This window comes from Mycobacterium sp. NGS67 (assembly GCF_059812185.1).
This window is the reverse complement of the sequence record NZ_JCALCF010000002.1, coordinates 161,822-186,298: the sequence shown is the minus strand read 5'-3', so window position 1 is coordinate 186,298 and position 24,477 is coordinate 161,822. Positions and strand designations below refer to the sequence as shown.

20 protein-coding genes are annotated in these 24,477 nt (G+C 67.5%); 13 read left to right on the top strand and 7 right to left on the bottom strand.

The window, feature by feature from the left end:
* Positions 1-32 precede the first annotated feature (32 nt).
* The 10 genes from AC5Y4D_RS02385 to AC5Y4D_RS02340 all read left to right on the top strand — a co-directional run bounded on the left by AC5Y4D_RS02385 (position 33) and on the right by AC5Y4D_RS02340 (position 11,167).
* Complete coding sequence (locus tag AC5Y4D_RS02385) at positions 33-1,043, top strand: SDR family oxidoreductase (RefSeq protein WP_500036243.1); 1,011 nt, start codon at positions 33-35, stop codon at positions 1,041-1,043.
* 13 nt (positions 1,044-1,056) lie between these two features.
* Complete coding sequence (locus tag AC5Y4D_RS02380) at positions 1,057-1,572, top strand: hypothetical protein (protein ID WP_499943850.1); 516 nt, start codon at positions 1,057-1,059, stop codon at positions 1,570-1,572.
* Positions 1,565-3,364, top strand: a complete 1,800-nt coding sequence (locus tag AC5Y4D_RS02375; RefSeq protein ID WP_499943849.1) for a thiamine pyrophosphate-requiring protein — start codon at positions 1,565-1,567, stop codon at positions 3,362-3,364. The genes AC5Y4D_RS02380 and AC5Y4D_RS02375 overlap by 8 nt, the downstream gene beginning before the upstream one ends.
* Complete coding sequence (locus AC5Y4D_RS02370) at positions 3,361-3,816, top strand: hypothetical protein (RefSeq protein ID WP_499943848.1); 456 nt, start codon at positions 3,361-3,363, stop codon at positions 3,814-3,816. The genes AC5Y4D_RS02375 and AC5Y4D_RS02370 overlap by 4 nt, the downstream gene beginning before the upstream one ends.
* The gene (locus AC5Y4D_RS02365; protein WP_500036242.1) at positions 3,816-4,523 is read left to right on the top strand and encodes a gluconate 2-dehydrogenase subunit 3 family protein; all 708 of its coding nucleotides are present in this window, start codon (positions 3,816-3,818) and stop codon (positions 4,521-4,523) included. Before AC5Y4D_RS02370 ends, AC5Y4D_RS02365 begins: the two co-directional genes overlap by 1 nt.
* A gap of 89 nt (positions 4,524-4,612) precedes the next feature.
* Positions 4,613-6,190 carry a GMC family oxidoreductase gene (locus tag AC5Y4D_RS02360; protein ID WP_499943917.1) on the top strand — a complete coding sequence of 526 codons (1,578 nt, stop codon included), beginning with the start codon at positions 4,613-4,615 and terminating at the stop codon, positions 6,188-6,190.
* Positions 6,187-7,275: an enolase C-terminal domain-like protein gene (locus tag AC5Y4D_RS02355; RefSeq protein ID WP_499943846.1), complete on the top strand. Its 1,089-nt coding sequence runs from the start codon at positions 6,187-6,189 to the stop codon at positions 7,273-7,275. Before AC5Y4D_RS02360 ends, AC5Y4D_RS02355 begins: the two co-directional genes overlap by 4 nt.
* Positions 7,276-7,309: 34 nt before the next feature.
* On the top strand, positions 7,310-8,677 hold the full coding sequence (gene lipJ / locus AC5Y4D_RS02350; RefSeq protein WP_499943845.1) for a bifunctional lipase/adenylate cyclase LipJ: 1,368 nt from the start codon (positions 7,310-7,312) through the stop codon (positions 8,675-8,677).
* A 22-nt stretch (positions 8,678-8,699) separates the two neighbouring features.
* On the top strand, positions 8,700-10,952 hold the full coding sequence (locus tag AC5Y4D_RS02345; RefSeq protein ID WP_499943844.1) for a heavy metal translocating P-type ATPase: 2,253 nt from the start codon (positions 8,700-8,702) through the stop codon (positions 10,950-10,952).
* Complete coding sequence (locus tag AC5Y4D_RS02340; protein WP_499943843.1) at positions 10,949-11,167, top strand: heavy-metal-associated domain-containing protein; 219 nt, start codon at positions 10,949-10,951, stop codon at positions 11,165-11,167. Before AC5Y4D_RS02345 ends, AC5Y4D_RS02340 begins: the two co-directional genes overlap by 4 nt.
* A gap of 8 nt (positions 11,168-11,175) precedes the next feature.
* Here AC5Y4D_RS02340 and AC5Y4D_RS02335 read toward each other — a convergent pair whose 3' ends face one another.
* The gene (locus AC5Y4D_RS02335; protein WP_499943842.1) at positions 11,176-13,140 is read right to left on the bottom strand and encodes a cytochrome c oxidase assembly protein; all 1,965 of its coding nucleotides are present in this window, start codon (positions 13,138-13,140) and stop codon (positions 11,176-11,178) included.
* A 61-nt stretch (positions 13,141-13,201) separates the two neighbouring features.
* Here AC5Y4D_RS02335 and AC5Y4D_RS02330 point away from each other — a divergent pair, with 61 nt between their 5' ends.
* A complete protein-coding gene (locus AC5Y4D_RS02330) occupies positions 13,202-13,813 on the top strand; it encodes a DUF5134 domain-containing protein (protein ID WP_499943841.1) in 612 nt (203 codons plus the stop codon).
* Here AC5Y4D_RS02330 and AC5Y4D_RS02325 read toward each other — a convergent pair.
* The 6 genes from AC5Y4D_RS02325 to AC5Y4D_RS02300 form a co-directional block, all read right to left on the bottom strand.
* Complete coding sequence (locus AC5Y4D_RS02325; protein ID WP_500036241.1) at positions 13,799-17,959, bottom strand: AMP-binding protein; 4,161 nt, start codon at positions 17,957-17,959, stop codon at positions 13,799-13,801. The two genes, AC5Y4D_RS02330 and AC5Y4D_RS02325, sit on opposite strands and share 15 nt — an antisense overlap.
* Positions 17,946-18,191, bottom strand: a complete 246-nt coding sequence (gene mmaB / locus AC5Y4D_RS02320) for an acyl carrier protein MmaB (RefSeq protein ID WP_499943839.1) — start codon at positions 18,189-18,191, stop codon at positions 17,946-17,948. Before mmaB ends, AC5Y4D_RS02325 begins: the two co-directional genes overlap by 14 nt.
* Positions 18,184-19,770, bottom strand: a complete 1,587-nt coding sequence (gene fadD10, locus AC5Y4D_RS02315) for a fatty acid--CoA ligase FadD10 (RefSeq protein WP_499943838.1) — start codon at positions 19,768-19,770, stop codon at positions 18,184-18,186. Before fadD10 ends, mmaB begins: the two co-directional genes overlap by 8 nt.
* A 25-nt stretch (positions 19,771-19,795) precedes the next feature.
* On the bottom strand, positions 19,796-20,356 hold the full coding sequence (locus AC5Y4D_RS02310) for an FcoT family thioesterase (RefSeq protein WP_499943837.1): 561 nt from the start codon (positions 20,354-20,356) through the stop codon (positions 19,796-19,798).
* Entirely contained in the window at positions 20,353-21,222 is an 870-nt protein-coding gene (gene scoE / locus AC5Y4D_RS02305; RefSeq protein ID WP_499943836.1) for a (3R)-3-[(carboxymethyl)amino]fatty acid oxygenase/decarboxylase, read from the bottom strand. Before scoE ends, AC5Y4D_RS02310 begins: the two co-directional genes overlap by 4 nt.
* Positions 21,223-21,406: 184 nt before the next feature.
* A complete protein-coding gene (locus AC5Y4D_RS02300; protein WP_499943835.1) occupies positions 21,407-22,798 on the bottom strand; it encodes a PPE domain-containing protein in 1,392 nt (463 codons plus the stop codon).
* 97 nt (positions 22,799-22,895) lie between these two features.
* On the opposite strand from AC5Y4D_RS02300, the gene AC5Y4D_RS02295 reads away from it, so the two are divergent.
* Both AC5Y4D_RS02295 and AC5Y4D_RS02290 read left to right on the top strand, forming a co-directional pair.
* A complete protein-coding gene (locus AC5Y4D_RS02295) occupies positions 22,896-23,705 on the top strand; it encodes a class I SAM-dependent methyltransferase (protein WP_499943834.1) in 810 nt (269 codons plus the stop codon).
* 63 nt (positions 23,706-23,768) lie between these two features.
* A complete protein-coding gene (locus AC5Y4D_RS02290) occupies positions 23,769-24,470 on the top strand; it encodes a zf-HC2 domain-containing protein (RefSeq protein WP_499943833.1) in 702 nt (233 codons plus the stop codon).
* The last annotated feature ends 7 nt before the right edge of the window (positions 24,471-24,477 follow it).

The following is a 24,477-nucleotide window of genomic DNA, read 5'->3' as shown; positions in this document are numbered from 1 at the left end:
GGGGAAGTTCGATCACGCCGAAAGGAGACTTGATGACGACGTCGCGCACTGTCGTGGTCACGGGAGCGAGCGCCGGAATCGGCCGGGCCGCAGCACGATTGTTCGGCACACGGGGCGACACGGTCGCTTTGCTCGCCCGCGGTTCCGCCGGGCTGGAGGCCGCCGCCAAAGAGATCGAGAACTCCGGCGGGCAGGCCTTGGCACTCCCCACCGACGTTGCCGACCACCGGGCGGTGGAGGCCGCGGCGGACGAAGCCGAACGCTCCTTCGGTCCGATCGACGTGTGGGTGAACGTCGCGTTCACTTCGGTGTTCGCCCCGTTCTACCGGATCAGCGCCGAGGAGTTCCGGCGCGTCACCGAGGTCAGTTACCTCGGATTCGTGCATGGCACCATGACCGCACTGGCGCGCATGCGTCCGCGCGACGCCGGCACCATCGTGCAGGTGGGGTCGGCCCTGGGCGCCCGCGCGATTCCGCTGCAGTCGGCGTACTGCGGCGCCAAGCACGCAATCAACGGATTCACCGAGTCGGTGCGCACCGAACTCATGCACGAGGGCAGCAACGTCCACATCACCGTGGTACAGATGCCCGCGGTCAACACACCGCAGTTCTCCTGGGTGTTGTCCCGGCTACCGCGTCATCCCCAGCCGGTCCCACCGATCTATCAGCCCGAAATCGCCGGGCGCGCGGTGGTATTCGCAGCCGAACACCCCCGGCGCAAGCAGTACTGGGTCGGCGCGAGCACGGCGGCCACGATCATGGGCCAGCGGGTGATGCCCGCGCTACTGGATCGGTACCTTGCCAGGACCGGCTACTCCTCGCAGCAGACGGCGGAGCCTGCCAGCCCCGACCGTCCGCACAACCTGTGGGAGCCGCGCGACGAGGAAGCCGGCAGCGACCACGGCGCACACGGCGTCTTCGACGACCGCGCGGTCGGCCGCGCACCCCAACTCTGGTTCTCCGAACACAGCCGGACACTGACGGGGGTGGGCGCGGCGGCCGTCGCCGCCACCGCGGTCGCCGCGCTGCGGTGGCGCCGGTGAGCGGGCGGATCCGATGACCGCACCGTTGCGATACAACGAGGTACTCCGAAGTGCTTGGGGCGCCGCGCTTCTGGTTGCCCCGGAATTCGTGTTGGGCTGGATTCACCGGGTGCGAGTCGACCGGAAGGCCGTCGTCGTCGCCCGAATCCTGGGCGCACGTCATCTGCTTCAGGCCGCCATCTCAGGCATCCGTCCCAGCCCCGAACTCGTCGCCGCCGGTACCTGGGTGGACTCGGTTCATTCGCTGACCGCGTTGGGTCTGGCCGCTGCCGACCGGTACCGGGCGCGGGCCGCACTCACCGACGCCGCCGTGGCCGCGGCGTGGGCGGCCTTCGGCGCACACGATCTGGCGACCGACACATCGCCACCGGTCCGACAGCGTGGTCGTGACCGGCTCGCGGCAGCGATCCTGCCGCGGTTGCCCGGCGGGCGCCGGCTATCGGCCTGTGCCCGCCCGGCGGCCAGTGCTGTCGGTCGACCCCAATCCCTTGATATTCCGGCTAGCAGGAGAGTGATGAACAGTGTCTGAAACCGTTGGCGATGTGTTGTTGTCCCGACTCCGGGAGTGGGATGTTAAACAGGTATTCGGCTTTCCCGGAGACGGCATCAACGGTCTGCTCGCGGCGTGGCAACGGGCTGGGGACAAACCTCAGTTCGTGCAGGCCCGTCACGAGGAGATGGCCGCGTTCCAGGCGGTCGGGTTCGCCAAGTTCTCCGGTGGCTTCGGAGTATGCGTGGCCACCAGCGGCCCCGGTGCCGTGCACCTGCTCAACGGGCTCTACGACGCCAAGCTCGACCACGTACCGGTGGTCGCCATCGTCGGGCAGACCGAGCGTTCGGCGATGGGCGGTTCCTATCAGCAGGAGATCGATCTGATCAGCCTGTTCAAGGATGTGTGCCATGAGTACGTCCAAATGTGCACAGTGCCACAGCAATTGCCGAACCTGATCGACCGGGCCATCCGGATCGCGTTGAGCGAAGGCTGCCCGACCTGCATCATCGTCCCGTCCGACGTCTTCGAACTGAAATATGAACCGCCCGGGCACGCGTTCAAGCAGGTTCCGTCCAGCCTCGGAATCAGCCCGGCGCGGGTCGCGGCAGACGACTCTGCGGTCCGTGCGGCGGCTGATCTGCTCAACGCCGGTGAGCGGGTGGCGGTGCTGGTCGGTCAGGGGGCACGCGGATGCGTCGAGGAGTTGACCGAGGTTGCCGACCTGCTCGGCGCCGGTGCCGCAAAGGCGTTGCTGGGCAAGGACGTATTGCCCGATGACCTGCCCTGGGTGACGGGATCGATCGGGCTGCTCGGGACGACGGCCAGCTGGCATCTGATGATGGGTTGCGACACGCTGCTCACCGTCGGGTCCAACTTCCCCTACACCCAGTTCCTGCCGAAACTCGACCAGGCCCGGGCGGTCCAGATAGATCGGTCCGGCAAGTGGATCGGCATGCGTTACCCGTATGAACTCAACGTGGTCGGCGACGCCAAAGCCACACTGCAGGCACTGATTCCGCTACTGCAACGCAAGTCTGACCGCAGCTGGCGGGAGAAGATCGAGAAGTACGTCGACAAGTGGTGGAACACCGCGCAGCGCCGCGCGATGACCGACGCCGACCCGCTCAACCCGATGCGGATCTTCTACGAACTGTCGACGCGGATGCCGTCCAACGCCATCATCGCGGCTGACTCCGGGTCGGCGGCGAACTGGTATGCGCGCCACCTGAAGTTCACTGCGGGAGTGCGGGGATCGCTGTCGGGCACGTTGGCCACCATGGGCCCTGGGGTGCCGTACGTGATCGGCGCCAAGTGGGCACATCCCGACCGCCCCAGCATCGCCTTCGTCGGTGACGGTGCGATGCAGATGAACGGCATGGCCGAGCTGATCACCATCGCGAAGTACTGGCGGCAGTGGACCGATCCGAGGCTGATCATCGCGGTCCTGCACAACAACGATCTCAACCAGGTCACCTGGGAGATGCGCGCGATGGAGAACTCGCCGAAATTCGAAGCGTCGCAATCACTTCCGGATGTGGACTACGCCGGGTTTGCGCGCAGCCTGAGTCTGCACGGCGAAAACATTGACCAGGCCGGGCAATTGGGCCCGGCGTGGGAGCGTGCGCTGGCCGCCGACCGGCCGACGGTGCTGGATGTGCGCTGTGATCCCGACGTTCCACCCATCCCCCCGCACGCCACTTTCGAGCAGGCCAAGTCGCTGGCCAAGTCGGTGCTCGGTGGCGACGAGGACGCCGCCGGATTCATCAAACAGGGGGTCAAGCAGAAGGTGCAGCAATATCTGCCGGGCGAGAAGGAGGACCGATCATGAAGTTGATCGACGAAGCAGTGCACGACATTCGGACCGGCCGGTTCGAACGCACGCTTTCGGCATTGACTGCGGCGGGTGCGGCCGTCACCGCGGGCGAGATCTACCTGTCCCATGACGGCGCCAGCTTCGGCAACAAGATGATGTGGTGGCCGGTCGTGGTGCTGCCCACCGCGATACCGGCCGGAGTGGCGGGGTTCTTCTCCCGTCGGGCGGCCAAAACCGTGCTGCCGGCGGCCAGCGCGGCGATCGTGGTGAACGGGGTGCAGGGCACGTATCTGCACTGGCGCGGAATCGTGCAGCGGCCCGGCGGCTTCACGAAGTACAACATGGAGTCCGGCCCGCCGGCCTTCGCGCCGCTGCTGGCCTCCCTGGTCGGTGCGATGGGTCTGCTGGCGGCGGTGCTGCGGCGGGAGGACCTGCCGGGCCCGCTATCGGACAAGGGGAACCGCTGATGCCGTTCCGTCCTCCCACCCAGCACGCGATCACCCCGCAGGGCCGAGGCCGGTTCCCCGGCTTCGACGTGCTCGATCAGGCGCACGTGTGGGATGACGTGACGGCCGGTGTGGTGTTGGCGCGCCTGGCGCTGCCGAACATGTTGGCGTTGTTCACCACTCACGAAGTCGGGATCGCAACACCGATGCTGGATCGGCTGCTTGCCCAGGACCGCGACCCGCGGGTGCCGGTGGTTTCCCTGATCGACACCCGGCTCGCCACGGCGGAGACCGACGGCTGGCACTACGACGACATGCCCGAAGACGGCCAGGCCTGGCGCGACACACTGGCGCACCTCGACCAGGACGCGCACACGCGGCACAGCGTCGGTTACGCCGAACTCGGCGAGCCTGACCAGGCGCGGCTGCTGCAGGATGTGCAGGATCTGGCCGAGAGCGGCGAATCCTGGCACGGTTTCGCCGCCAACCACGTCTGGAGCCTGTGGACGCGATACGCCACCACCGCGTTCTATTCGCATCCGTGGGCGTGGAACGAGATCGGTTTCAGCGGACCGGCTTACCCGCGCGGTTATCTCAACCCGGGAATCAACACCCGGGAGAAGTGGGAGGTCGCCGATCACGACGAGTCCGACCCGGCGCCATTCGCCGAACGGGTGGAGCGCGCCCGCAAGGCCGACGACGACCTGTCCGGCCGGGGTCCGGCGTGAGTGACTACCGCGCCGTCCGGGCGCGCAACGAATCCGCCTGGCTCATCCCCAATGACGGTTCGCGAACCAATCACCGACTGCGCGCCGATATGCGCCGTTACCCCGAGGACGACGAGGTCGACGTCGTCATCGTGGGGGCCGGCGCCGGGGGCGGCACTCTGGCCCAGCGACTGGCCCGGGCGGGCTGGAGCACCGTGGTGCTGGACGCCGGCCCGTTCTGGGATCCGGACACCGACTGGGTAAGCGACGAGCGCGGCTCACATGTGCTGTTCTGGTCCGAACCCCGCCAGATCGGCGGCGAGGATCCGGTTCCGTTGGGCTCCAACAACTCCGGGCGCGGGGTCGGTGGATCGATGGTGCACTTCGCCGGCTACACGCCGCGCTTCCACCCCTCGGATTTCCACACCTACAGCGCCGACGGGGTGGGCGCCGACTGGCCCATCGACTACGCCACGTTGCGTCCCTACTACGAGCAGATCGAAGCCGAATTGCCGGTCGCCGGGCAGGATTGGCCGTGGGGCGACCCGCACACCTATCCGCACCGGCCGCACCCGGTCAGCGGCAACGGCGGGGTGTTTCGCAAAGGCGCCGCCGCACTGGGTATCCCGACGCGGGTGGGTCCGGTGGCGATCCCCAACGGCCGCTTCGGGAACCGGCCGCACTGCATCTATCGCGGATTCTGCTTGCAGGGCTGCAAAGTCAACGCCAAGGCCAGCCCACTGATCACTCACATTCCCGACGCGCTGGCCCACGGCGCCGAGATCCGGCCCGACTGCCATGTGTCGCGGATACTCGTCGATGACCGCACCGGTCGCGCCACCGGCGTCGAATACTTCCACGCCGGCGTGGTGCGCCGGCAACGGGCCGCTGCCGTCGTCGTCGCCGGCTATTCGATCGAAACGCCACGGCTGCTGCTTCTTTCGGCCACCAACCGCTACCCGCAGGGGCTGGGCAACGAACACGATCAACTCGGCCGCTACCTGATGGTGCAGGGTGCCCCACAGGTCGCCGGGCGCTTCGACGACGAGATACGCATGTACAAAGCCCCGCCGCCCGAGGTCAGCACCGAGGAGTTCTACGAGACCGATCCGAGCAAACCGTACCAACGGGGCTGGGCCATTCAAACCGTCAGCCCGTTACCGATCACCTGGTCCGAACACGTTGCCGCCCAAGGGCACTGGGGCACGACCTTGCGCGAATACATGCGCGACTACATCCACTGGGCCACCCTGGGCGCGCTGTGCGAACTGCTGCCCCAGGCCGGCAACCGGGTCACGCTGGCCGACGAAACCGACCGCCACGGCCTTCCGGTGGCGCACTTCGCCTACTCCCAGTGCGACAACGACAGGCAACTCATCAAGGCCGCCACCTCGGTCATGGAAGACATCCTGCGCGCAGCGGGGGCACAGGAAGTCATCACCATCGAGCGCTACGCCCACCTCGTGGGTGGTGCCCGGATGGCCGCCCGCGCCGAGCAGGGGGTGGTGGACGGGCAGCATCGCGTGTTCGGCGTCGATCGTCTCTATGTGGTCGACGGCAGCACCATGCCCACACAAGGCGCCGCGAACCCGGCGCTGACCATCATGGCGCTGGCCGCGCGTGCCGCCGACCTGATGTCCGAACACGCCCGAGGCCGGGCGGATCGGCGGGAAAGGTCGCTCGCGTGAACCGGATCGACGGCATCGACGTCGCCGTTTACACCGTGGACACCCCGGTGCCCGAAGCTGACGGAACGTTCGAGTGGGACGCCACCACCGCCGTCGTCGTGCACGTACATGCCCGCCAGACCTCGGGACTGGGCTGGACCTACGGTTCGGCGGCCGGCGCCGCCGTCATCTCCGAACAGCTGTCGAAGGTGGTGACCGGTGGCAATCCCGACGACATCACCGGCGCCTGGGAGTCGATGCGGCGCAGTTGCCGCAATTTCGGCACCCGTGGGCTGGTCATGCAAGCCATCAGCGCCGTCGATGTGGCGCTGTGGGATCTGAAGGCGAGATTGCGCGACGAACCGCTGACCTCGCTGCTGGGCCAGGCCCGCTGCGCGATTCCGATCTACGGCTCGGGAGGTTTCACCACACTCGATGAAGCTCAACTCGAAGAACAGGTACAGGACTGGCGTTCGGCCGGATGCACCGCGATGAAGATCAAGATCGGACAGGGCTGGGGATCCGCCGTCGACCGCGACCTGGAACGGGTACGGCAGCTGCGCGACCTGGCCGGCAGCGGAGTGGCGCTGATGGTCGACGCCAACGGCGGCTACACCGTCGGTCAGGCGCGCCGGGTCGGGGCTGCCCTCGACGATCTCGGCGTGGTCTGGTTCGAGGAACCGGTGAGCAGCGACGACACCGCCGGTCTCGACGTCCTGCGCCACGCCTTGTGCTGCGACGTCGCGGCCGGCGAATACGTGTCTGATCTCTTCGAAGCCCGTCGTCTCGCGCCCGTGGTGGACTGCCTGCAACTCGACGCCACCCGCTGCGGCGGCTACACCGGCTGGATGGCCGCCGCAGCCATCGCCGCGTCGTACAACCTGCAAGTCTCCGGGCATTGCGCGCCGGCGTTGCACACCCCGGTGGCAGCGGCCGTCACCAACCTGCGCCACCTCGAATACTTCGTCGACCATGTGCGGCTGGAACAACTGCTGTTCGACGGGGTGCCCGCCGCGGCCGGCGGCGCCCTGATCGCCAACACCGCCGGCCCCGGTCACGGACTGACGCTCGCCGACGCCGCCGGCCGGTATCGCGTCGGGCGCTGACATCGGGCCTGGTACCGGTCATTAGCCTGTAGCCGTGGCGCAGGTTCCCCGCACTCGCTATGCCAGCTGCAGCGAGGGCGACATCGCCTACCAGGTGTTCGGTGACGGACCGATCGACCTGCTGGTCCTGCCTGGGCCGTCCATCCCCATCGACACGGTCGACTCCGAGCCGTCGATGTTCCGCTTTCACCGGCGACTGGCCTCGTTCGCCCGGGTGATCCGCTACGACCAGCGCGGCATCGGGCTGTCGTCCCGGTTGTCGTCGCTGGACACGATCGGACCGAAGCACTGGGCCCACGATGCGATCGCCGTCATGAACGCCGTCGGCTGCGAGCGGGCGACGATCCTGGCCCCTGGGTTCACCTCGATGACGGGACTGGTTCTGGCCGCCGACTATCCCGAGCGGGTGAGCAGCCTGGTGTGCATCAACGGCGCCGCGCGCACGCTGCGCGGCCAGGATTACCCGATCGGCGCCGAGCTGGAAGCCAGCGATCCGTTCACCACGATCGCGATCGAACCGGACGCCGTGGAGCGCGGTTTCGACATCCTGCGCATCATCGCGCCGAGCGTCGCCGACGACGCCGCGTTCCGGGCGTGGTGGGACATGGCCGGTAACCGCGCCGCGTCCCCCAGCATGGCGCGGGCCATCATCGACGCCGTGCGGCACTCCGACGTGCGCGACACCCTGTCGCGGATCACCGCACCGACGCTGATCCTGCATCGCGACAACCGCAGCTTCTCCCCGGTCGAGCACGGGCACTACCTCGCCGAGCACATCACCGGAGCGCGCCTCGTCGAACTACCCGGCAACGACACGCTGTACTGGGTCGGCGACATGGCCCCGATGCTCGACGAGATCGAGGAGTTCGTCACCGGGGTGCGGCGCGGCGGGGACGCCGAACGGGTCCTGACCACGATCGTGTTCACCGACATCGTCGGCTCGACCGAGCGCGCGGCCCTGCTCGGTGACAACCGGTGGCGCGATCTGCTGGACAACCACGACACCATCGTCCGGCACGAGATCCAGCGGTTCGGCGGTCGGGAAGTCAACACCGCCGGAGACGGATTCGTCGCGACCTTCACCAGTCCGAGCGCCTCGCTCGCGTGCTGCGACGCCCTCGTGGACGCCGTCCGCGTGCTGGGCATCGAGATTCGGGTCGGCATTCACGCCGGCGAGGTCGAGGTGCGGGGCTCCGACGTGGCGGGCATGGCGGTGCACATCGCGGCCCGGGTCGCCGGGCTGGCCGGGCCCAGTGAGGTGCTGGTCTCCTCGACAGTGCGTGACATCGTCACCGGCTCGCGGCACCGCTTCACCGAGCACAGCGAACGTGCGCTCAAGGGGGTTCCGGGGCAGTGGCGGCTGTGCGCGCTCACCCGCGAGCACGCGCCGGTCACGTCCTGACTGCGCTTGTACGCTGGCGTGGATGGCGACTCCCGTTGTGCAGGACTCTGCGCGGGCGCGTCGGGTCCGGCTCGACGTGTCCGGCATGTCCTGTGCGGCGTGCGCCGCCCGGGTCGAGACCAAGCTCAACAAGATCCCCGGGGTGCGCGCCTCGGTGAACTTCGCCACCCGCGTCGCCACCGTCGACGCCCTCGACGTCGCCGACGATGACCTCTGTGCGGCGGTGCAGGAAGCCGGTTATCGGGCGGCCCCGCACGACGAGTCCGCCGTCCCGGACGCTGACGCGGTCGACCCGGACGCCGCCCACGCGCGCGGCCTGCTGCGGCGGCTGCTGATCGCCGCGGTGCTGTTCGTGCCGCTGGCCGACCTGTCCAGCATGTTGGCGATCGTGCCCAGCGCCCGGTTCCCCGGCTGGGGATTCGTGCTGGCCGCGCTGGCGGCACCGATCGTGACCTGGGCGGCGTGGCCGTTCCACTCCGTCGCGTTGCGCAACGCGCGGCATCGGACGGCCTCGATGGAGACGTTGATCTCGGTCGGCATCGTGGCCGCCACGGTGTGGTCGTTGGCGACGGTGTTCCGGCCGGCACCGCCGCGGGAAACGCACGGGATCTGGCAGGCGATTCTGCACAGCGACGCGATCTACCTCGAGGTCGCCGCCGGCGTCACGGTGTTCGTGCTGGCGGGACGGTATTTCGAGGCGCGTGCCAAGTCCAAGGCCGGCGGCGCGCTGCGTGCCCTGGCGGCGTTGGGTGCCAAGAACGTCACGGTCCTGCTGCCCGACGGGGCCGAGCTGGTGATCCCCGCCGCGGAACTCAAGAAGCGGCAGCGCTTCGTGACCCGACCGGGACAGACCATCGCCGCGGACGGTGTCGTCGTCGAGGGGACCGCGGCCGTCGACACCAGCGCGATGACCGGGGAAGCCAAACCCGTGCGCGCGTATCCGGAAGCAGCCGTGGTCGGCGGCACCGTCGTCCTCGACGGCCGGCTGATCATCGAGGCGACCGCGGTCGGCGCCGACACCCAGTTCGCCGCGATGGTCCGGCTGGTCGAGGAAGCGCAGGCGGAGAAGGCGGGCGCCCAGCGCCTCGCCGACCGTATTGCGGCGGTGTTCGTCCCGGTGGTGTTCGCGATCGCGTTGACGGCCGGGGCGGTCTGGCTGGCCGCCGGCGCCGGGCCGGACCGCGCCTTCTCGGTGCTGCTCGGGGTGTTGGTGATCGCGTGTCCCTGCGCGCTGGGTCTGGCGACCCCGACGGCGATGATGGTGGCGTCCGGGCGGGGCGCCCAACTCGGGATCTTCATCAAGGGTCACCGCGCACTGGAGACCGTCCGCGGCGTCGACACGGTGGTGTTCGACAAGACCGGCACCTTGACGGTCGGGCGGCTGACGGTGAGTTCCGTGACGACTGTCGAGGGGTTCGGTCGCGACGACGTGTTGGCGCTGGCATCGGCCGTGGAAGCCGCCTCGGAGCATGCGATCGCGGCGGCGATCGTGGCCGCTTCGCCGAATCCGTTGCCGGTCAAGGATTTCGCAGCGATTCCCGGCTGTGGCGTTTCGGGCATCGTGGACGGTCGCCGGGTCGAAGTGGGTAAGCCGTCCTGGATCACCCGGATGTCACCGTGCGACGACGCGCTGGACTCCGCGCGGCTGGACGGCGAGTCACGCGGTGAGACAGTCGTTTTCGTCTCGGTCGACGGCACGGTGTGCGCGGCGCTGGCGATTTCGGACACCGTCAAGGACTCAGCGGCCGATGCGGTGGCCGCGTTGCACCGGCGCGGGCTGCACACGGTGTTGCTCACCGGCGACAACAAAGCGGCGGCCGAGGCGATCGCCGCCCGGGTCGGCATCGACACCGTGGTCGCCGAGGTGCTGCCGCAGGGCAAGGTCGACGTGATCGAGCGACTGCGCGAGCAAGGCAAGACCGTCGCGATGGTCGGCGACGGCATCAACGACGGTCCGGCATTGGCTTGTGCCGATCTGGGATTGGCCATCGGACGGGGTACCGACGTCGCGATCGGCGCGGCCGACATCATTTTGGTGCGCGACGATCTCAGCATCGTTCCGCAGTCGCTGGACCTGGCGCGCGCCACGTTGCGCACCATCCGGTTGAACATGATCTGGGCGTTCGGCTACAACGTCGCGGCCATCCCGGTGGCTGCCGCCGGCCTGCTCAATCCGCTGATCGCGGGCGCCGCGATGGCGTTCTCGTCGTTCTTCGTCGTGTCAAACAGCCTGCGGCTGCGCAACTTTGGCCGCCAGTATGATTATTCACCATGACTGAACAGACATTCTCGGTCGACGGACTGCATTGCCAGGGTTGCGTACAAACCATCACCACCGCGCTGACGGCGTTGCGGCCGGTGAGCGCGGTCAGCGTCGATCTGAACTCCGAAGGCACGTCCGCAGTGCGCGTTTCGACCGACGTCGAGCTCACCCGGGAACAGGTTCAGGCGGCGCTGAGGGGCGAGGGCAACTTCACCGTGCTGGGCTAGCGCCGCGGTTAGCGCCGCATCCGCGCCAACTCGCGCAGCATCGCGTTGTAGGCCGCCAGATCGTCGTCGGCATAGTCGCTGTCGGCGTGGCGGTCGGCGCGATTCGCCACCTTACGGTCCTGCCGGGCCCACTGCGTCACCAGCGCGACGATGACGATGACCACCGGCACTTCGGTGAGGCTCCAAGCGATTCCCCCACCGAGGTGCTGATCGGCCAGTAGGTCGGACAGCCACGGCAGATTCACCGACCGGTAGAACATTTCGCCGACCGGCGACGTCATCGTCATCAACGCGATCCCGAAGAACGCGTGGAACGGCATGACCGCGAACAGCAAACCGATGCGCCCCGGGTAGGGCAGTCGGCGCGGTCCGGGATCGATGCCGATGATCGCCCAGTAGAAGAGATAGCCGACCAACAGGAAATGGACCGCCATGAACTCGTGGCCCCAGTGGTAACGGACCAGTGTGTCGAACAGCGGCGTGAAGTAGACGACGTAGGGCGAGCCCACGAAAAGCAGGAAGGCCACCACGGGGTGGGAGAAGAACTTCGTCACTCGGGAGTGCAACAACCAGGTCAGCCATTCCCGCGGCCCCGGCGGCCTGCCGTCGCCGGCCGGCCGCAGCACTCGCAGCGCCAGCGTCACCGGGCCGCCCAGCACCAGCAACACCGGGATGAACATGTTCAAGATCATGTGTTCGGCCATGTGGATACTGAACATCGCCGACCCGTACGCCCGCAGCCCCGAACTGCTGGTGAAAACCAAAGCGGCACAACCACTCAGCCACGCCACCAGCCGACCGACCGGCCACGAGTTGCCCTGGCGGCGCAACCCGAGGAAGCCGGCTGTGTACGCGATCGCCAGCACGACACCGGCCGTGCCGATCAGTCCGTCGAAACGCCAGAAGCTCAGCACGCCCAGGACGGACGGCGGCCGCGTCAGTTGGTAACCCAGAAAAACGTCCCAGCCGGTGAAGTCGTGCGTCAGCAACCGGGGCGCGGTCTGTACGGCCATCAGCGAGACCGCTGCCATGACCACCGTCATGACCAGTCCTGAGACCGCGCCGTCGACCACGTGTCGCTGCGACCGCAGGCAGCTTCCCAAGTCCGCCGACCACACCAACACCACCAGGACGGCGGCCACGAGACCCAGACGGGCGAACTCGGAGTCCAGGGCCCAACCGGGGATCAGCAGGTACAGCAGCACCGTCCCGTACGCCAGGACCAGCGCGCCGCAGACGACCCGCAGCACCAGCACCCGACGCGTGGGCGGCACGCCGAGCAGCGCCGCCACCGCCGCCAGTCCGGTCAACGCAGCCAGCGCAACCGCGAAGACGATGGCCGCGCTGGTCGCGTAGTCGTGATCGGGACCCTGCCCCGCGTTGCCGGTCACCGCGGTCGCGACGACGGCGAGCACCGTGGGTATCAACAGCACGACGTGACTGAGCCACCGGGTGCTGAAACGCAGGGTGATCGCGACCGGCACCGAGCAGACCAGCACGACAATCCAGGCCCGTGCCGCTTCGGAGAGGCCGACGGCGTCGAGCAGCATGCCCCTGCCCAACAGCACGTCTGGCCGCGCGCCGGTGTCGTGCGCGGCCTGCACGACCACCATCAGTGCGGCGGTCACCGGCCACCAGAGTGAAACCCGTTCGGCCACAAGATGAATCCGGAATGCCGCCGGATCCAGCAGCCCGTCCGGTGCTGGCCGCGACGTCACGGCGACCAATAGCAACGCGCCCAGACACAAGGCGCCCAGCATCGACGCGACGAAGTACCCGAGCGGCTCGGCGGCGCTGACGAAGGCGCCGGGGAACCCATTTCCGGCGGCGGCATAGTGCCGCGGCCCCGCGATCAGTCCATAGCCGGCGACTGCGACTGCGACGGTCACGACCGCACCGAGCAACAACGCGGTCCGCCCGCGAAACCCTCGCGCGGGCGACGTCGCGGCTGCGCTCAGCTCGTCGGTCTCCACCCCTGCAGCTTACGGCGGCACTTTCGCCGGTTCGTCGGTGCGACCGCATAGTCTGCGGGGAATGATCGAGGACCTGCCGTTGCGCTGGGCGGTCACCGCCCTGTTCCTGCTGAGCGCGGTGGGTGTCGCGGTCGCCACCGACCGGCGATCCTGGACCGCGAAGATCGGCCTCGCACTGCATCTCGCGATGGCGGTCGCGATGGTGGTGATGGCGTGGCCGCAGGGCCTGCAGCTGCCCGCGACGCCGGCCGAACTCTTCTTCCTGGCGGCCGCCGGGTGGTTCGTGATGACGGCCGTCCTCGCCGCCCGCGCGATAGCGACCCGGCTGTTGCGGAGCTATCACGCGGTGAAGATGCTGGCGATGGCGTGGATGTATGCGGTAATGGGTGGCCACCTGACTCCGGGTAATCCGCACGCGACACCGGATGTCTCGATGCCGGGAATGGAGATGGCCGAACCCGCAAGCTTGGCACCCGTGGGCTGGGTCGGCATGGCGAACTGGATATGGGTTGCGGTCTTCGTGGTTGCCGCCTGCGTCTGGGGTTACCGGTTCCTCACGCTGCGGCGCCGCCGGGGAACACGCCTGCGCCGCAAGCGGTTAGCCAGCGCCGTGCAGGCGACGACAGCGGCCGGCATGGCGATCGTGTTCGCCGCGCTGTCAGTGCAGGGTTGACGTCGAGTCACATCCGTGCGCGAGCAGGCTCGAAATCGGCTGTGCCGGCGCGTCGAGTTCGGTGACCGGTTCGATCCCGAGCGGAATCGTCGGGTAGTCCGCCAGGAACTCCGCGTACGTGCGTGCGCCGACGGTCATGCCCAGGCTCACCCAGCCATCCACCACCGACCATCTGCGCGGATTCCGGCGCGCCCAGTCGCTGTGGTCCAACCGGTGTTTCCACTCGGCGACGTCGAGTTCGTCGAGCGCGAACTCGTCGAGCAGCTTCGTGTATTTTATTGTCTCACTGCGCAATACGGTGATGTTCCGCCCTAACTCTGGGGCCCCGCCCAGTTCCGGCACGATGCCCAGGATCGCGCTCGCCGCGCCGTGGCCGGTGGTCACCTCTTCGGTCAAGGTCAGGGCGGGATAGGCCTGCACCGCGTGGCAGGCGTCGACGACCGACACCAGGACGTCGGCGGAGTCGCGCAGCTGGTAGTCCTCACCGAGCACCCGGGGAAGGCGCACGATGCTGAAGTCCAATGCAGGTGGGGCGCCGGCGACGATCAGCTCCGCCAGCGACTTGGACGCCGCATACGGATACGGTGCGCAGCGGGGATCGGTGACCCGAGCCGCGGTGACTTCCGCATCGACGACGAACGTCGACAGATGCACCAGCCTCGCACCGCGCTCGACACACGCCTCCACCAGCGCCGAGACCAAATCCACGTTGGCCGTGCGTAGTTCGCGATACGGGACGAGCACGTTGGTGTTGCCGATGCAGTTGATGACGGTCCCGGCGGCGGTGTCGCGCAGCAACGCATCCAGCTCTGGTCCACCGAAGTCGGCCGAAAGTCGTTCGATCCGTACCCCGTCGGTGGATCGCAGCGCACCCCACGGCCCCTCTTCAGGCAGTGCCGACCTGGTCGCCAAGACGACGTCGGGAGAGCGAACTCCGGATCGCTTCAGGTCCAGTATCGCCGCGGCGAAGCCGGTGCCCAGTATTCCCGACGCGCCCAGCACGACGATCGCGCCGTCCGCGTCGGTTCGCCGGCCGTCCCCCGCGGGCAGTTGCCGCGAAAGCGCGTCGAGGTCGCGCTGTATTTCGGCGGCGGTGTCGGCGTCCATCCACCCACCGGTGGACGCGGCGTCGGCGACCAGGTTGGCGGCGGTGTCGGCACTGATCAGATCGAAAATGGTGACCTGGCGCCGCAAGAACTTTCGGCTGTCCGGCAGGATCCGGATGAGGTCCAGGGAGCCGATTCCCTCGCCCAGCAGCGACGAGTCCGCGCGCAGCGCCGTGCCGAGTCGGCGGCTCCAGATCTGAGCGAGCGCGGCAGCCCGGTCATCGGTATCGGCGTCGTCGAGCTTCGTCTCCACGAACTGCGGCAGCGTCCGTAAGGTGTCGCTGTCCACCTTGCCGTTGGGCTTGCGGGGAACGTTGGGCACCCCGACGACGAAGAACGAGGACACCCCCGAGCTCACCAGGATCAGCCTGATGCGGGTGGCCGCCGCGGCGTCCTCGACGCCTTTCCGGGTCCGCGCCGTCTCGAACCACACGCCGAGGCCGCCGTTGTGCAACTCGACGGCGACGTCGGACACTGCGGGGTCTTCGGCGATGCGCCTGGTCACTTCCGCGATGTCGACACGCCTGCCGGAGATCTTCACCACGGCGTCTTTGCGTCCGGAGAAGATCGGAAACCCTTCGGCGTCAACGGTTACCCGGTCGGCGGTGGCAAACGCGCGGTATGTCGAACCGTCGCCGGCGGTCACGGTACCGAAGGCGCGGTCGTCGGTGCCGAGATAGCCCGCGGAGACCAGGTCGCCGACGATGACGATTTCACCGAAGGCAACGAACACGCTGCCCGGCACGATGGGACGACCCACCCTGAGCCGGGCGTCGGGTGCCTGGTCGCAAATACCCGGCACATAGGTGGCGACGACGGTTGTCTCGGTGGGGCCGTAGCTCGAGACGAGTGAGATCCGTTGTGCCGCGCCCGATTCGATCCACTTGTCGACGGCGCCCGGGCGGATGGCTTCACCGCCGACGACGATCTGCCGGAGATCGGAGTGGCGCATCTCCGCGATCGCGTCGCCGTCCTCACACAGCAGGTGCCAGACGGCGGTCGGCAGGTCGACGACCGTCGCACCGGTGACGCCGAATTCCTTTGTCAGAGCGCCGAAGTCACCTGTTTTCATGGCGGTGGTCCGGACGAGCCGCGAGCCGCACAGGGCGGCACCGAAAATCTCCTCGACGCTGATGTCGGACGTCAACGGAGCGCACTGCAGGATGGTGTCCTGCGGTCCCCACCCGTAGGCGCTGCCGGCCGCGTGGCAGAACAGCGCGAGCGAGCCGTGCGACACCCGGACCAGCTTCGGCTGTCCGGTGGACCCCGATGTCGGCATGATGTAAGCGGTTTGGCCGGCGAGGGACTCGTCGGCGGTCACCTGCGCGATACGCGCGTCGGCGAGGTCGCGGAGCGCATCGTCGAGGACCGCGGGAAGGTCTGCCGCAGTGACGTCGAGGGCGTGCGCGGTCAGATCAGCACCGTGCTCGCCGATTGCGGTCACCCGCGCCGCAACGTCGTCGGGGCGGTCGCAGACGCTGTACGCGAAACCGGCCAGGTGACAGGCGATCATCAGATCGATCGTCTTGTCACCGTCGTCATCGGTGAAGACCAGCATCGCACCGGGTGCACCGGCGTTCTGCGCCAGCCACGCAACCCAGCGGTGCACGAACGGCCGGGTCTGCAGGATGTCGGCGACGCCGGCGCCCACGAACCAGGCCGGCACCGGCGGCGGAGGCGTCCGCATCAGCCCACCGTCCGGAGTGAGCGCCCCGTCTGGGCCCGCCACCAACCATTCTTCGGCGATCGTGGCGATCGGCTGCTCCCATCGGGTCGCCATCGATTCCAGCGCCGTGGCGATCCGTGCCGCTATCGGTGTCTTGGTCCCAGGCAGATCCGCCCGGTCCCAGATGGCGAGGTCGAGGGTGCGCCGCTCTTCGTCCAGCACGCTCGCCACGGTCATGCCCTCGACGGGACCGATTGCCGTCGCTGTCGGTGCCTCGGACAGGAACGGGCGCAGGGCCGGCGCGCACGCCTCGCGGATGAAGTTGAGCGTCAACGCCTCGACGTGCGACGTCCGGTTGATCGCCAAATACATACGGCGGAAGTGTTCTTCACGCAGCCATCGACGTCGGACCGCCTTGACATAACCCCGGTCGAGAGCGCGAACCACGTCCTGTACCGACGCGAAGGGCGGGAATCGGACGGAGTGCGCCAGCGAATTGACCAGGCAGGTCGCGACATTCAGTTCCGGGTCGCCGAACCGGTTGTCCACGGCATGGACCAGCAGGCACTCGGTACTCTGCCGCAGGCTTGCGTGCACTGCCGTGGCCGCCGTTGCCACCAGCACATTGAGCGGGACCTGCTTGTCCTCCGCCAGGGCCAGGATCGCGTCGAAGGCGTCGCCGGAGATCGTCACCGATTCCCGCAGGACACCTCTGGCGGCGGAGCCCGGGGTGCTCTGGGCGGTCTGACCGGGTGCGCCCAGTCGCGCTTCGTCGGCGAGCTCACGCTGCACGGCGGGCGCCACTCGCTGCAGCGACTCTTCGACCTTGGCGTCTTCGCGTCGGTGCGCTCGGGCCAGTCGGGCCACACCCGTTGCGACACTGGGCACTTCGACTTCATCTCCGGCCGCGAGATGCCGCGCCAGGTCCGCCTCGACGATTCCGGTGGCGCCGCCGTCGACGACGATGTGGTGGGAGTGGACGTCCATGCCGGTCACGTCGCCGTGCTCGTCGGTCCAGACGGTGTAGCGCACCAGCGGCACACCGAGGATGCCGGCGGACCACTCGCGCGTCAGCTCCTCCTCGGCATGATCACACTCACCCGAACGCACCCGCACGATGTCGTCGAATGACAACCGCGCCACCAGTTCCGGATAGTCGTCACCCGGTTCCAGGACGCACAGTTGCACCGGGTTTTCCAGCACCGAGGCCTGCAGGGCGGTCATGAAACGGGGCAGTGGGAGCGGGCGGAAGCGGTATTGCTTCCCGATCAGGTACAGCGTCGGGTCGCCGTCCTGCACCACCCCGTTGTAGAGGTTGCGTTGTGATCGGCTCAGCGGAACCGCGTCAGCACAACCGTTTTCAAGCCGGCTCACTCGAGTACTCCAGCTCCCGGACCCAGCCCGCGATCGACAGGTTCTCGGCCAATCGGGACGGCAGATCGGATTCCCGGTCCACGCCGAGCTTCTTCATCAGCAGGACGAACCGCACGGAGTCCAGACCGAGATCTCTGAGATCGGTGGCGTCGCCGTCCATCAGGTCGGTTTCGTCGATGTACAGCACGTCGCAGACAGCGGCCAGGATTCGTTCCCTCGTCGTCTCAACCATGAGCACTCACTCCTACTCTGTCGCCGCTCACCGTGGCGGCCAGCGAGGCACGCATGACCTTGCCGGACTGGGTGCGCGGGATCTCGGTGACGATCACGATGGCCGCAGGCCGCGCCGCCGACTCCGACTGCTCGCGGAAGTGCGCGGCAATCGCTTGCTTGAGTTTGCGGCCCCCGAGTTCATCCAGCTCGGTCGCGGGGACGACGGCGAGTCCGACCAGTGCCCCGAACTCGGCGTCCGGGATCTCGTAGCAGGCGGCCTCCCGCACGCCGGGCACACCTTCGGCGATCCGGTCCACCTCGTCGGGCGCGACGTTCACGCCACCGGAGATGAACATCTCCGACGACCTTCCCTTGATGTAGAAGAAGCCGTCCTCGTGGCGCTCGAGCAGATCACCGGTGTTGACCCAGCCGTCGACCAGCACCTCGCTGGTGCGTTCGGGATTGTTCCAGTACCCCAACATGTTTGCCGGCGACTTGATCCACAGGGTGCCGAAGGAGGCCGACGGCGCAGCGTCCGGGGCGGTCGGGGTAGCGCCGTCCGGGCCGGCCAGATAGAACTCGACGCCAGGGTACGGACGGCCCACCGCGCCCGCCTCGATCTTGGCGATCGACCCATTGTCGGTGGGCAGACATAGTGCGGTGCAACCTGTTTCGCTCAGACCGTAGACCTGTGCGGTGCGGACGCCGGTGGCCTCGATGAAGCGCACGTCGGCCGCGATCGCCCGGGACCCGCCGTAGCCGACCAGGCGCAGCGACGGAATTTTGTCGTCGCTGGACTTCAGTTCGGCGACCAGTTTGGACAGCAGGGTGGGCACCAGGCAGGTGGTCGCAACCTCGTTGGTGTTCAGGATCTCCATCAGGGAGGTCGTGTTCTCCCCGCCGGTGACACACGCGCCGCCGCGCATCAGGCAGGTGAAGATCCACCACAGCCCGCCGATGTGCGTTGCGGGCAGCGGGGAATAGGTCGTCTCCCCGTCCACCCAGCTGACCCAGTCCAATCCGGTTTCGCGCAGGATGTCCGGGATGGCGAAGAAGGTGCGATTGGCCAGCAGCACGGCTTTGGGCTCGCCGGTCGTTCCGCTGGTGAAGATCATCGCCAGCGGATCCTCGGCGTCTTGGTCGACGTCGCCGACCTCGGTCACTTCGGCGGCGCCCGTCACGCCGGCGCTGACGTCGACCCTCGTCGCCAGTATCGACTGCAGGCCCGCCGGCAGCACCGAAGCCGCGATCCGGCTTCCGGGCGCGACGAGAATCGCACCCGGCGTGGTGATCTGGCCGAACCGTTCGATCGTCGCCGGCGGCAGGTTGCCGTCGGCCATCACCGCAATCGCACCGAGCCTGGCGCAAGCCAACACCGACAGGTAGGTCTCGGGTCCGTTGTCGGAAATGACGAGCACCCGCGATCCGCGCGAAATCGACTGCGCGCGAAGAGCCGCCGCCAGCCGATCCACTTCGGTGACGAGTTCGCCGTACCGGAGCGAGCTGCTGCCGTCGCAGCGGTGCAGGGCAATGGCCCCTGGCCGCTGTCGGGCCTGCTGAAAAACCCGCTCCAGCACGGTGTTTGGTAACTGAGACATGACGTGAAGTGCTCTCCTGCCGGACTTACGGAATGTTGAGTGCGGCCAGCTCGACCTCAGCGGTCGCAGCACCGCCGAACTCGTCCCAGAACTCGATGGTGCAGGGGACCGACAGATAGCGCATCGACCGTTCCATGACCTTGAAATTCTGGCACAGCAAGCGTGCGGAGAACTTCTGCGCGTGGATGATCCTCTTGAACCGCGACGAGGTGTTCTTGATCAGCATGCTGGGCAACTGCAGGTCGAAATAGTCGGCGATCGACCAGCCTCGCAGCACCGGGATCTCCTCGTTGAGAATGGCCGGCGCGAAAGCGCTGTAGGCGAGTTGGTTGAAGCAGATGATGAGTTCGACGGCATTGAAATGCCCGGTGCTGCGAATGTAGGCGGGGTCGCTGATACTGAAGTTCCCGTATGCGAGGACCGAATCGGCGGTCGCCTTGTAACTCGCGTCCTTCAAATAGCGGCAGCCCTTGTAGGCATAGGGTTCCAGGACCCGAGCGAGCAGGTGCTCTTCGATCGGCGCGGTGTCGCCGATGTCGGTGAATTCAACCGGTTGGGTGTACGGAGATAACGTGATGGTAGTCATACTGCATATCCTGGTGTGATAAGGCCGTCCAACATGGTCAGCCGGTGGGTGGTCAAATGGCCGGCGGCGGTACCGTGCTTTGCACGGTGCATGAGAACACGGTTGTCCCACAAAATGATGTCGCCGACCTCGTAGTGCTGGGTGTGAATGAAAGGCGATTTGTATTCGGTGTCGAGTTGACCGGTCGCCTCCATTAGTTCTTGCAATATCGCCGGGTCGAGGACATTCCCCTCTGTGTCCTCGATCTTGGTGGTCCCTGTCGCGCAGATGTAGAGAATCTCCTGCCCGGTGTGCGGGTGCCTGATCACCGTCGGCCACTTGATCGGCGGCGTGGTCCGGTTAATCTCGTCCCACACTTCCCCGATGGGCTTGTAGACATCGCTGGGACGAATCTTGATGTGGCGCCGTGGATCATGAGTGCTGAATGTGCCGCGCACCGGGTCCTGCTTGGCGGCCGGCAACGACTCCCAGACCCGGTTCAGGTCGATGAAGTAGGTGCCGCGGTCGTGTCCGGGCACCGTGAGCGGGAGCACCATCGAGAAGGCGAACGGCTCCGGCATGAACATGTAGTCGATGTGCCAGAAAGCGCCGGTTTTCGGTACTCCTTGACCCTGCTCGGTGGACGAAACGAAGATCTCGTGATGGTCTTTGTGATGGTAGACCGGCTCGTAATAGGGCACGATTTCTCCCACCAGCCGACCGAGCTGAATGAACTGCTCCGGAGTCGGGTGCACATCTTTGAGAACGACGAGCTTGTGCGTGTAGACGATCTCTCGCAGTTCTTCGGTGGTGAGGTGTTCCAAATTCGAGGGATCGAGTCCGGTGACCTGTGCACCGAGTCCCTCGCCTTTGACGTTGAGCGTCATTTGGTTTCCTTTGTCGATTGTCGAACAGAACGTTGTGTTTCGGTTTCCTCAGCCAGCGGGAATCGACCTCCTGGATAACGTTCGAGTGATTTCACTTCCGCCCCCATTGGCTTCCGATGAAAAATGAGACTGCCATCGATCACTCCGAGGATTCTCAAGAGATTCTTGGCGGATTCTTGGAGCATCAGCGCCGCCCCGGCGCGGTGTGAGCGTCATCGGGCCACGTCGCTGGAAGCAACGGCACCGCTACGCCCTCGCCCATCTGCCCGACCAGTCCGGACGGGACGCTCGCAGCGGTCGGTACGGTGCCGGCGAAGCCGAGTGGGCCGGACCCGTGCCCGCTGGCGGTGTAGGACGGTTCCGTGTCGCTGGCGGCGGGTATTGGCCCGTCCATGGTGGCGTCGAGGAATTCGTCCCGGTAACCGCGCACACCGGTGCTGGCCCGTCGTTGCCGACGGTCCCGGAGGCGGGCCGGAGTCGCCCGCGCCGCCGCCGCGGCGTCGATCCCGTCAGCCACGGTGTCCGGCGACTTCGCGCCGACCTTCGGCCCTGAGCTGACCCCCGGCGGCGCGAAACCCATGACGGCGTAACCGATTCCGGGCGCCGAAGCGGTGCCGACGGATGGCGCCGGGGCGGACGCGGCGGGCGCGGGACTGGCCACCTGCGCTCCCATACCGGTAACGATCGAGGGGACCGGCGCCACCGCGACAGGAATCTCCGAGACACCCCGATGGGCCTCGCCGGCCACCACGGGGACCGGAAGCAGTCCCACCGACGGCCAGCCATTCAGCAACTGCCACAACACATTCAACGCGCTCAGCGCACTGAGAGCCGGTGTGAAGAACGGAAGCAGCAACAGCGCATACGAGGCGTAGTACGGGTACCAGAGGATGTCGTACAACAGCAGCGCGATCACGGCCAGTACGACGGTGGTCGCGGGACTGAATCCGAGTTGCTGGAAGAACTGCAGAAAGTACGCGTACGGGTCGGCAATGAGTTCGGTCAGTTCCGTGAAGATCTGGGTGATCGAACCGGCCACGTCCGAAGAGCTCTCAGCGGTATGGATGGGTGGCGCCGGCTGGGTGACGGGCATGGCGGCCGTCGCCGCCTCGGTCGTCACCTGATAGGCCGCCATCGTCTCGGCAGCCTGAATCCACATCCGGGTGTAGTCGGCCTCGTTGAGGGCGATGGGAATGGTGTTGATGCCGAAGAAGTTGGTGGCCACCAGGACCCCGTGGACGACGTGGTTGGCGGCCAGCTCCGGCAAGGTCGGCATCGCGGCGAGTGCGCTGGTGTATGCGGCCGCCGCCGTCTCGTGCTGAGCGGCGGAGACGGTGCTGTCGACCGCGACCTGCTCCAGCCAGGCCAGGTAGGGGCCGTGCGCCGTCACGTACTTCTCGGCGCTGCTGCCCTGCCAGCTACCGGACTGGACGTCGGCGAGCAGCAGGCTCAGCTCGGCGGCCGCGTCGCGGTAGTGGATGCCGAGCTCGTGCCATTGCGCTGCGGCGGCGAGCAGCGGTCCCGGTCCCTGCCCGGCGCTCAACAGGGCCGAATGCACCTCCGGAGGCATTGCCATCCATATCGGCCCGGTCAGGCTTCACCTCCTTGCATGCGCGTCGGTGGTGTAGTCGTGCGGAGCGGCCCCAAAGTTCCCGATCAGTACAGTCAGATTCATGTCAGTCGTCGACGGCCGCCACCTGACCGGGGTTTCGGAGACCGCGCTGATCACACTGCATCAGCGAGCCACCGAGGCGGCGCGGCCGGACGGCATCATCGACGATCCGATGGCCGTCACCCTGCGTGACAGCATCGACTACGACTACCAGCACTTCGGCCGCACTCACCAAGCCACGGCGTTGCGCGCGCTGGCATTCGACAACGCCACTCGGGAATTCCTGTCCCGGCATCCGCGGGCGACCGTCGTCGCCCTGGCCGAAGGGCTGCAGACCAGTTTCTGGCGGGTCGACAACGGTGACCTCAGCTGGATTTCGGTGGACCTGGAGCCGATCGTGCAGCTGCGCCGGCAGCTACTGCCCGCGTCGGACCGGTTGCGCTACTGCGCCCAGTCCGCACTCGACTACTCCTGGATGGACCGGGTCGACGACAGCGAGGGCGTGCTGATCACCGCCGAGGGTTTGCTGCAGTACCTCAACCGCACAACGGTGTTCGAGCTGATCGCGGCGTGTGCGCAACGCTTTCCCGGCGGCCAGCTGGTGTTCGACAGCATTCCGCGGCTGCTGAGTGTGTACTCGCGCCGCCGCGGGTTCCGGCTGAGTAAGTTCTACACGGCGCCGCCGATGCCGTTCTGGTTCACCGCCAACCAATATGCCGAGCTGCTCGCCATTCCCGGCGTCCGCGCGGTGCGCGAGTTGCCCGCCCCACCGGGGCGCGGCAGGTTCCTGCGGTCCGTGGTCCCGCTGGCGTACCGGATCTCTGCGCTGCGCCGGCTGCGGGCTCCGACGACGCTCGTCGAATTCGGCTGACCGCTGCACAGAAAAGTCTGCCGGAGCGGGAATTATTCGCGCGTACTGCGCGACTATAAGGGCATGGACTGCGAGGTGGCCCGGGAAGCCTTGTCGGCTCGGCTCGACGGTGAGCGCGAGCCGGTGCCCACGGCGCGTGTCGACGAGCACCTCGGTGGGTGTGCCCCGTGCCGGACGTGGTTCGAGCAGGCGGGCGAACAGGCCGAGTTGCTACGACGGCTGGTCCAGTCCCGTCCGGTGATCACGCCGCTCGGGCCGTTCGGCCTCGACCGGCCACCACGGCCGGGGCGGGCCGGATTGTCTTGGCGGCGTTGGGCTTTGCTGTCGGTCGGTGCGACGCAGCTGGTGCTGGCGGGTGCACAGGGGTTGGGCCTGAGCGTCGGATTCACCCACGATCACAGCGGCCCGGGCAACCATCTCCTGCACGAGTCGACGTCGTGGTCGCTCGCGCTGGCCGTGACGATGCTGGGCGCCGCGCTCTGGCCGCGCGCCGCGGCCGGACTCGCGACGGTGCTGACCGCCTTTGCCGCGGTGCTCAGCGTCTACGTCATGGTGGACGCGGTGTCCGGGACCGTCACGATCATGCGGATACTGACGCACGTTCCAGTGCTCGTCGGCGCTGTACTGGCCATCCTGGTGTGGCGGCGCGACGACCCGGCACCGGTACCCTCAGCATCCGCGTCGGAGCCCGAGATCGTGTTGCCGCAGAACGCATCTCGTGGTCGGCGCCGCGGCCATCTGTGGCCGACCGACGGGGCCGCGTAGCCGCAGC

What these genes read in the sequence shown, in the direction of transcription:
- AC5Y4D_RS02340 (WP_499943843.1), top strand. Translation starts at nt 10,949, where the DNA reads ATGACTGAACAGACATTCTCGGTCGACGGACTGCATTGCCAGGGTTGC.
- AC5Y4D_RS02360 (WP_499943917.1), top strand. Translation starts at nt 4,613, where the DNA reads ATGCGCCGTTACCCCGAGGACGACGAGGTCGACGTCGTCATCGTGGGG.
- AC5Y4D_RS02295 (WP_499943834.1), top strand. Translation starts at nt 22,896, where the DNA reads ATGTCAGTCGTCGACGGCCGCCACCTGACCGGGGTTTCGGAGACCGCG.
- AC5Y4D_RS02345 (WP_499943844.1), top strand. Translation starts at nt 8,700, where the DNA reads ATGGCGACTCCCGTTGTGCAGGACTCTGCGCGGGCGCGTCGGGTCCGG.
- fadD10 (WP_499943838.1), bottom strand. Translation starts at nt 19,770, where the DNA reads ATGTCTCAGTTACCAAACACCGTGCTGGAGCGGGTTTTTCAGCAGGCC.
- AC5Y4D_RS02365 (WP_500036242.1), top strand. Translation starts at nt 3,816, where the DNA reads ATGCCGTTCCGTCCTCCCACCCAGCACGCGATCACCCCGCAGGGCCGA.
- mmaB (WP_499943839.1), bottom strand. Translation starts at nt 18,191, where the DNA reads ATGGTTGAGACGACGAGGGAACGAATCCTGGCCGCTGTCTGCGACGTG.
- AC5Y4D_RS02290 (WP_499943833.1), top strand. Translation starts at nt 23,769, where the DNA reads ATGGACTGCGAGGTGGCCCGGGAAGCCTTGTCGGCTCGGCTCGACGGT.
- AC5Y4D_RS02330 (WP_499943841.1), top strand. Translation starts at nt 13,202, where the DNA reads ATGATCGAGGACCTGCCGTTGCGCTGGGCGGTCACCGCCCTGTTCCTG.
- AC5Y4D_RS02385 (WP_500036243.1), top strand. Translation starts at nt 33, where the DNA reads ATGACGACGTCGCGCACTGTCGTGGTCACGGGAGCGAGCGCCGGAATC.
- AC5Y4D_RS02300 (WP_499943835.1), bottom strand. Translation starts at nt 22,798, where the DNA reads ATGGCAATGCCTCCGGAGGTGCATTCGGCCCTGTTGAGCGCCGGGCAG.
- AC5Y4D_RS02310 (WP_499943837.1), bottom strand. Translation starts at nt 20,356, where the DNA reads ATGACTACCATCACGTTATCTCCGTACACCCAACCGGTTGAATTCACC.
- AC5Y4D_RS02370 (WP_499943848.1), top strand. Translation starts at nt 3,361, where the DNA reads ATGAAGTTGATCGACGAAGCAGTGCACGACATTCGGACCGGCCGGTTC.
- AC5Y4D_RS02380 (WP_499943850.1), top strand. Translation starts at nt 1,057, where the DNA reads ATGACCGCACCGTTGCGATACAACGAGGTACTCCGAAGTGCTTGGGGC.
- scoE (WP_499943836.1), bottom strand. Translation starts at nt 21,222, where the DNA reads ATGACGCTCAACGTCAAAGGCGAGGGACTCGGTGCACAGGTCACCGGA.